Source organism: Leptolinea tardivitalis, assembly GCF_001050275.1.
GTDB lineage: Bacteria > Chloroflexota > Anaerolineae > Anaerolineales > Anaerolineaceae > Leptolinea > Leptolinea tardivitalis.
The window spans coordinates 299,985-308,074 of sequence record NZ_BBYA01000011.1 but is presented as its reverse complement, the minus strand read 5'-3'; the positions used below and the strand labels follow the sequence as shown (position 1 = coordinate 308,074).

At 47.1% G+C, this 8,090-nt stretch carries 9 protein-coding genes and 3 tRNA genes; 7 read left to right on the top strand and 5 right to left on the bottom strand.

Translation table 11 applies throughout. The features are described from left to right. Positions 1-13 precede the first annotated feature (13 nt). From tuf to LTAR_RS14300, 4 genes are all read right to left on the bottom strand, one after another. Positions 14-1,216: an elongation factor Tu gene (gene tuf, locus LTAR_RS14315; protein WP_062422020.1), complete on the bottom strand. Its 1,203-nt coding sequence runs from the start codon at positions 1,214-1,216 to the stop codon at positions 14-16. 56 nt (positions 1,217-1,272) lie between these two features. Then, positions 1,273-1,345 (bottom strand) — tRNA-Thr (locus tag LTAR_RS14310). 41 nt (positions 1,346-1,386) lie between these two features. Next, positions 1,387-1,470 (bottom strand) — tRNA-Tyr (locus tag LTAR_RS14305). 77 nt (positions 1,471-1,547) lie between these two features. After that, a tRNA-Thr gene (locus tag LTAR_RS14300) sits at positions 1,548-1,620 on the bottom strand. Between the two features lie 240 nt (positions 1,621-1,860). On the opposite strand from LTAR_RS14300, the gene LTAR_RS14295 reads away from it, so the two are divergent. The 7 genes from LTAR_RS14295 to LTAR_RS14265 all read left to right on the top strand — a co-directional run bounded on the left by LTAR_RS14295 (position 1,861) and on the right by LTAR_RS14265 (position 6,024). Next, complete coding sequence (locus LTAR_RS14295) at positions 1,861-2,277, top strand: hypothetical protein (protein WP_062531975.1); 417 nt, start codon at positions 1,861-1,863, stop codon at positions 2,275-2,277. Between the two features lie 43 nt (positions 2,278-2,320). Further along, entirely contained in the window at positions 2,321-2,965 is a 645-nt protein-coding gene (locus tag LTAR_RS14290) for an MBL fold metallo-hydrolase (protein WP_062422938.1), read from the top strand. Between the two features lie 8 nt (positions 2,966-2,973). Beyond that, positions 2,974-3,276: a hypothetical protein gene (locus LTAR_RS14285; RefSeq protein ID WP_062422937.1), complete on the top strand. Its 303-nt coding sequence runs from the start codon at positions 2,974-2,976 to the stop codon at positions 3,274-3,276. An 8-nt stretch (positions 3,277-3,284) separates the two neighbouring features. Further along, on the top strand, positions 3,285-4,361 hold the full coding sequence (gene mutY / locus LTAR_RS14280; RefSeq protein WP_062422936.1) for an A/G-specific adenine glycosylase: 1,077 nt from the start codon (positions 3,285-3,287) through the stop codon (positions 4,359-4,361). A 35-nt stretch (positions 4,362-4,396) separates the two neighbouring features. Beyond that, positions 4,397-5,071, top strand: coding sequence for a nucleotidyl transferase AbiEii/AbiGii toxin family protein (locus LTAR_RS14275; RefSeq protein ID WP_062422935.1), 675 nt, complete (start codon positions 4,397-4,399; stop codon positions 5,069-5,071). Continuing rightward, positions 5,068-5,646, top strand: coding sequence for a type IV toxin-antitoxin system AbiEi family antitoxin domain-containing protein (locus LTAR_RS14270; RefSeq protein WP_062422934.1), 579 nt, complete (start codon positions 5,068-5,070; stop codon positions 5,644-5,646). The genes LTAR_RS14275 and LTAR_RS14270 overlap by 4 nt, the downstream gene beginning before the upstream one ends. 111 nt (positions 5,647-5,757) lie before the next feature. Further along, a complete protein-coding gene (locus tag LTAR_RS14265) occupies positions 5,758-6,024 on the top strand; it encodes a hypothetical protein (RefSeq protein WP_139044574.1) in 267 nt (88 codons plus the stop codon). Here the strand turns inward: LTAR_RS14265 and LTAR_RS14260 are convergent. Next, positions 6,021-8,000 (bottom strand): DUF2075 domain-containing protein, encoded by a 1,980-nt coding sequence (locus LTAR_RS14260; protein WP_062422932.1) that lies wholly within the window; start codon positions 7,998-8,000, stop codon positions 6,021-6,023. The genes LTAR_RS14265 and LTAR_RS14260 overlap by 4 nt on opposite strands. Between the last annotated feature and the right edge of the window lie 90 nt (positions 8,001-8,090).

The following is an 8,090-nucleotide window of genomic DNA, read 5'->3' as shown; positions in this document are numbered from 1 at the left end:
TTTCTTTGGATTCCTACGCAAGAATCTTGGTAATGACACCCGCGCCAACGGTCAGACCGCCTTCGCGAATGGCGAATTTTGAACCCTGTTCCAACGCAACCGGAATGATCAGTTCCACTTCCATGTTCACGTTGTCTCCCGGCATAACCATTTCAACACCTTCCGGCAGTTTGATGTTACCGGTTACATCCATGGTGCGAATGTAGAACTGCGGGCGGTATCCACTGAAGAATGCTTTGTGACGTCCGCCTTCTTCTTTCTTCAACACGTACACTTCCGCGTTGAATTTGGTGTGCGGGGTGATGCTCGCCGGTTTGGCCACCACCATGCCGCGTTCCACATCGGTGCGCTCAATACCGCGCAGCAGCAATCCCAGATTGTCGCCAGCCTGGCCTTCGTCCAGCAGCTTGTGGAACATTTCGACACCGGTTACTACCGAGTTCATGCTCTTCTCCCGCAATCCCACGATTTCCACCGGGTCGCCTACTTTGATCTTGCCGCGGTCTACACGTCCGGTTACCACCGTCCCGCGCCCCTTGATCGAGAACACGTCTTCGATTGGCATCATGAACGGTTTGTCCAACGCACGTTCCGGGGTCGGAATGTATTCATCCACTACCCGCAGCAGTTCTTTGATGCAGGCATATTCCGGTGCGTTCGGATCGGTCGAGGTGCTTTCCAGTGCTTTCAAGGCGGAGCCGCGTACAATCGGGGTGGTGTCGCCCGGATACTTGTACTCGTTGAGCATTTCACGCAGTTCCATCTCAACCAGTTCCAACAGTTCCGGATCGCCCATCTGATCAATTTTGTTCAGGAAGACCACGATGCTCGGCACTTCCACCTGGTAGGCCAGCAAGACGTGTTCTTTCGTCTGCGGCATAGGGCCGTCGGGCGCTGCCACCACCAGGATGGCGCCATCTACCTGCGCCGCACCTGTGATCATGTTTTTGATGTAGTCACGGTGTCCCGGCATGTCCACATGGGCATAGTGCCGGTGTTCGGTCTCGTATTCAACATGCGCAATGTTGATCGTGATGCCGCGCGCTTTTTCTTCCGGCGCGTTATCAATTTGATCGTACGCACGATATTCCGCGTTTCCCAAAAATCCGCAATACTTGGTGATGGCCGCGGTTAATGTCGTCTTCCCATGGTCAATGTGACCCATGGTACCAACATTCACATGCGGTTTTGATCGGTCAAATTTCTGCTTCGCCATGTTTTAATCTCCTTCAAACATCCATAAGTCAGGTAATCAGTGCTTGCGGCAGCTAGAGCCCTCAATGGGATTTGAACCCATGACCCCGTTCTTACCAAGAACGTGCTCTACCAACTGAGCTATGAGGGCTTGCCGACCGTTGGGTCTCAAACCTGGTCAAAATTGACCAGTGGGCAGTGAAGGATTCGAACCTCCGAAGGCGTGTCGCCAACTGATTTACAGTCAGTCCCCGTTGGCCACTTGGGTAACTGCCCAGATTTGAGCCGTTGCCAGCTCGCAAGTGAGATTGTGCTTCTCGGCATGTTCAATCTCACTCACCAGCCTGCAACTGAGCCGACGATGGGAATCGAACCCATAACCTACCACTTACAAGGCGGTTGCTCTGCCGATTGAGCTACGTCGGCGGCTTGATTGTTAAGCTTCTACACTGGTCAAGCGGACGGATTATACCAAACCCTTTTTCGAAAGGCAAGGGAAATCAACGTCCATTTTCCAAGCCGTTTTTTAAGTTTATCAACCTTTCCCCGGCAAGTCAACGGCGGATCGTCTCCAAACCTCATCCCTGCCATTTCAGAATGGATATCGTCTATTCTAAAGCGGATCATTCTTTCCGTCTACCTTTTTTCAGATACAATTGTCACCATATGAGAAAAAACACTCGGAAGATCATTATTATTCTTATCATATTGCTGGTTGCCGCCGCAGGCACATGGGGATATTTCAGCGGCGCTTTCAACCGGTTGATTACCCGCGACCTCGCATCTACATCTGAAAAATTCCTCGCCGCTGTAAAAATAGATGATTATGACACCGCCTTCTCCCTGTGCAGCTCGGCTTTCAAATCTGAGCTGGGAGATCCTGACGGATTGAAAAAAGCCATTGCCCATCGTGATGCCATTCCCACTGAATGGAAGCTTAACTTGTTCCGTATGAAAGGCAACAAAGGTGAAGTGGAAGGGACGGGCACTCTCACCCGGGGGCGCCGGGCGATCATCAATATTGCCCTCTCCCGCGAAAACCGCAAATGGATGATCTCTGGTTTTCTGATTGAAGAACAGTAGTTCTTTCAAGTATAATTAGCCCCGCTACTGGAGGCTTAACTGCATGGAAATCACCTGGTATGGACACGCCTGTTTTCGATTGACCGAACGCGGTCTGGCAACCGTTGTGACAGATCCATTCGATTCAAAAGAAATTGGCTTTGAACCATTAAAATTAAAAGCCGATATCTTGACGGTCAGTCAGGATACCCCCGGTCATAATCATATCTCAGCCGTCAAAGGTGATCCATACACCATCACCGGACCCGGCGAGTTTGAAATCGGCGGTGTTTTTATCACCGGTGTGCAGACCAACGGTCATAGTAAAAAAGAAACCGATCCGCGCAACACGCTTTATGTTTTTGACTACAATAATATTACAGTGGCCCACCTGGGGAATATCAACCGGGTGCCCGCTCAGGCAGAAATTGAAGCCCTGGGTAATGTAAAAATTGCTCTGGCGCCGGTGGGAGGCAGTTTCCCTCTGGAAAAACTGACCGAAGTGATCAGTCTGCTGGAACCAAACATCGTTATCCCCATGATGTACGAAACTCCGGCTTCCAAAACTAAAGTGCAGCCGTTGAAAGATTTCTTGAAATCCATGGGGATCGATAAAGAGCCTGAAGTTCTGCCGTCATACCAGATCAAATCAGGAAGCAGTCTGCCGGAAGAGACCAAAGTCGTCGTTCTGGATTACCAGCGAAATTAGAGGGCAGTGTGGCTGTCAAATTGATCATGACCTGGGATATTTCTTCAGACCAGGAACAGGATTATTTTGAATTCGTTGTCCGTGAGTTTATCCCCGGCGTACAGCGCCTGGGTTTTGAACTATCTGATGCCTGGGCGACGGTGTATGGCAATTCGCCGCAGATCATGGTGACGGCCGTTCTTCCGGATGCAAAAGAAGCCCGGCAGGTGTTGAAATCAAATGAATGGCGCGAATTACATAACCATCTACAGGATTATGTAAAGAATTATTCCCAAAAAATCGTGACCGCCCGCGGCGGTTTTCAATTCTGACGGCCGGTATGAAACCGGCTGAGTTTTCCACCCGTCTGCTTGACTGGTACGTAAAGCACGGACGTTCCCTGCCCTGGCGCGGTTCGCCTGACCCGTATGCTGTGCTGGTGTCTGAATATATGGCACAGCAGACTCGCGTGGAGACGGTCATCCCTTATTACCTGCGCTGGATGGAGCAGTTCCCCACCCTGCAGGCGCTGGCCGTGGCTCCGCTGGACGCTGTCCTTAAAGCCTGGGAAGGGCTGGGATATTACGCCCGGGCGCACAATCTGCACAGGGCTGCCCGTGTCGTAATGACGGAATATGCCGGTATCCTTCCGTCAAACATGGAAGACCTTCGCCGGCTGCCCGGCGTGGGCGATTATACGGCGGCCGCCGTGGCCTCCCTGGCTTTCGGGGCTGACCAGGCCGCGCTGGACGGCAACCTGCGCCGCGTGCTGGCCCGGGTGACTGCCCTGCCGTTGGACCCGCGCACCCCGCAGGGTCAGAGGCAATTGACAGATTACGCCCGCGGACTTCTGCCCCCCGGACGCGCCGGAGACTTCAACCAGGCGCTGATGGACCTGAGCAGTCTGGTGTGCCTGCCTAAAAAGCCCCGCTGTTCTGAATGCCCGCTGACGGATTTCTGCCGGGCGTATCAGGAGAACCGGCAGGCTGACTTCCCCGTGAAGGTGAAGAAAGCACCGGTGCCCACCATCACTGTTACGGCCGGCGTGCTGCGCCGCGGTGATGCTGTGCTGTTAACCCGTCGCCCGGCAAATGGTCTGCTGGGCGGCATGTGGGAGTTTCCCGGCGGCAAGCAGGAACCCGGTGAGACGCTGCCCGAATGCCTGGTGCGCGAGCTGCGCGAGGAACTCGATATTGAAGTGAGTGTGGGTAAAGAAGTGGGCATATTCAGGCACGCCTATTCGCATTTCAAGGTGGTGCTGCATGCCTTTGAGTGCCAGATTGTGAGCGGCTTGCCCCGTCCGCTGGCCAGCGACAGCCTGGAGTGGGTTCCGGTGGAGCGGCTGGAGGAATACGCGATGGGGAAGATTGACAGGATGATTGCGGGAGAGATCACAGGAAAAGACAGTCCAGCTTGACAGCAATGTCAACATAGTATACATTAATGTATACTATGTTGACTCAGATTCAGGCGCAGAAATTTGCTGTTGAAAATCAGACAGTCGTTGATAACATTCTGAAGGAACACTTTCAGATGAATCTTCTGGATCTGCTCTTCAATGCACCTTTTGAGCAGAATCTGGTGTTCAAAGGCGGCACCTGCCTGCGTCTGGCTTATGGTTCCTTTCGTTTCTCAGAAGACCTTGACTTTTCAATACTCGCTGATATCCCATTTTCTGAATTTCTACAGGTGATCCAAAAAGTCACAACCATAATGCCCGGTGCTGAAATTAAAGATATATATAACAAACGCAATACTCTTTACGCAAGAGTTATTTGTATGGTCGAATACAGACCAATCCCAATCGGTATTAAAGTTGAGGTCAATAAAAACGCATCTGATTTTGAGCATACGATTCGAATGATTACCAGTCCGTTCAACAATCTTTCTGTTCTTGGTCGAGTTTATTCACTGGAATCAATACTAAAAGACAAGATGCGAATAATGACAAACGGAGAGAGGCGTGATCCACGTGATCTTTTTGATGCCTGGTACATTCATCAAAAGGTAGGTCGGGATTTTGATATTCCGGAGGAATTTAAGTATTCAAGAAAAGAACTGATGGATAGTTTGTTTCATTTCATCCCGCAAAACCAGCGTAAAGTGATCGAATTGTTTGTGCGATGAACCGACAGCAGTTAATTAGCACGATTACGTCTCATAATATGGATATCTTCCGGATTAATGATCTTCGGAAGCTGTTCCCAGATGAAGCCAACTTGAAAGTGGCGGTAAAACGGATGATTGATACCGGTATCATCATCCCTGTTGCACGTGGCATTTACACTTTAAAAGAGGAATCGCTGGATATAGAGAACATTGCCACCCGGCTGTATTACCCGAGTTATATCAGTTTTGAAAGTGCTCTATCAAAGTACGGCATAATCAATCAGGGTCTTTATGGATTGACACTGGCCACAACACGACACTCCAAAAAAATGATTCTCGCCGGGGTGGATTGTGAATATTGCCAAATCAAGGGATCGTTATATACCGGCTATACGTTGACCAACGGTACCTATCTGGCCAGCCCGGAGAAGGCTTTGCTCGATCTGTTGTACCTGCATGCGCTCGGAAAAAGGACTATCAATCCCACAGAATGGATCACCGATGCCCTGAACCCGAAAGAAATCCGGGGATATCTGACCAAATATCCGCCGGCTGTGGAGAACATGGTGAAAGAATTGGGGTTATGGAAGTAACTCAGCTCGTTCTGGCCTAAGTATATGCGGACCAGTTGGAGAGTGCGCAACGGGGGAGATCAAACGGATGATAGTAGTAAAGTTGAATTCAAAGTTTTTTCGGAGGAAAAAATGACACATAGTTGGACTGAAAAAGATGATCTTAAGGCTTTGTATGTGTATCTTTATGGTGTAGAGGAATTGCCATTCAACATACACCAAATCGCCATGATGATTGATACAACAGATGATAGTTTGAAAATGCGAGTTGGAAATTTTAAGGCAGTTGATACTGACGCTGGGTTAACGCATGTTGCTTCTCAGAGTGTAGACGTTTTTAACAAATACTCAAAATTATCAAAAAGGGATTTACGGTTTAAGGCGTTTGGCCTAAATTAGATTACTGGTAAGCCAAGCATTTTTAAGTATTCAAACGTTGGACTATAGAAATCTGGTTTGCGGGTGTGATCGTCTATATCACCCTCTGGAACGACTATGACCATCCCTTGCCGAGCTCGGGTTAATAATACTCTATAAGCATTCTTTTGATAGATTTGCCTCTCTATCTGATTGATATTGTTCCATCGATGTCCAACAAATGATTTATGCACCCAACCCGATGGTGAATACCGAAAGTCGGCATCCCAGGTTACACAAGCCCAATCGAGCTCCAACCCTTGAATATCAAACTCCGTTGCTACATCTTCTAGATAGTAAGAAGAACGAATATCTTCCTTCCCATCTAGAAACCAATGAACTGGGTCCATCGGTGATTTGACATGAATTGCCAATGGGCGAAGTCTTTCTGCTTGTGAGGAAACAACAATCCCAAATCGTTCTGAACCGCGGGCTTGTTCTTTCAACCATTTCTTGGCCTTTGATAGTTCTCGTGTTAGGACAATGGGATATTTTCCATCAAGACCTTTTAAGGTTTCTTTTGCACCATCAACATCTATATCCAACAATTGTTTTACAAATAACGAAACATTCTCAGCTCTGAAAGACCGCATTGACACCGATAAATGTAGTTCATCCTTCGTAAATAAATTGTCTTTTTTGTGTGAAAGTCTCGCGATATATTCTTGTGCATTATATTCACTATCATTCAATCGGGATGAAATATACACGTTCCAATCTGGATAAGACCGTTCAATAGCCCGTAACCATTCACCTATTCCAGCTTCACCTGTATTGATTTCTTTTCCCCCACCGACTAGACAGACAATGACTGCCCAATCCTCATGCCGATCAAGGCATGAAATAAGAAATTCCGGTTCAGACAATTGAAAGAAAGGATTATTCTTCTTTCTCTTCATGAAACCTTGTGTTTGTTCGAGATTCCAAGCTCTTTGAGCTTCATCAAACAAAACAACATGTTCAAGGGGTGCTTTTGTTTCATCAACCAAGCAATCATCCCGAAAGTTATGAACATTTTGAATAAACATTTTTACTTCGCTCATAACATTCTTTTTTGTGAAGTTTTCTCCATTCGCTTTCGCATTGGCTACCCGATCTCGTGTCAGAGCCTCCCTGAGTATCGCGACCAATGGTCCATTTCCAGAAAGAAAAACACTATATAGGTCTTGTGATTTATCGATATGCAAAGTGGCAATATTTAACCCGATAAGTGTTTTTCCAGCTCCTGGAACACCTGTCACAAAACAAATGGCCTTTTGTTTATTCTCTTTAGTGATTTGAATTATTTTTGAAATAGTATCAGATGTTTGTTGCAGATTAATTGCGCTAGCATCACTGCGGGATATTTCTTTTACCGAATGACCTCTATAGAGTGAAATTGCCGCTTCAACTATTGTTGGAGTTGGATGATACCCACCTTTCTCCCAAATAGAAACATCAATAGGATCATCATCGATGAATGCAAGAACACGATCCATAATTGATCGCAAATTCTGTGAATTGGTTTTTATAACAGATAATAATTTATCATTTTGAGGGGTTTGAGAAATTGTTGTGAAAGATGTTTTCGTATGTGTAGCTATCAGAATGGGAATAATGAAACGTTGATGACTAGTCTCATGGAAGTTCTTTAGGTCTAGGGCATAATCAACGACCTGATCGATATCATTTGACTTGAATTCTTTTTCACCTACCTTAAACTCTAATATGAAAATACCAGAACCAATAAGACACAGAACATCAATTCTTTTCCCCATTCTTGGAATTGAATACTCAAAGTAGATTTTTCCTTGATACGCTTGTAATACTTTTTTTAGTATCGTTATTTGAGTAAGCCAGGCATTACGTTGAGTCTGCTCCAATGGAAATTCGTTGTTTTTCGATAACTCTCCAATAATCTCTAGATCGTTCTGTTTAATGAATATTTCAATAGAATTTGCATAATAATAACGCTGCATTGATGATCCCCTTTTCGGTTTACCTTCGACTGATTTATCTTACACTGAAAGACCATCTTTTCAAAACAGGGCGCGGCCTCCCGGCCGCGC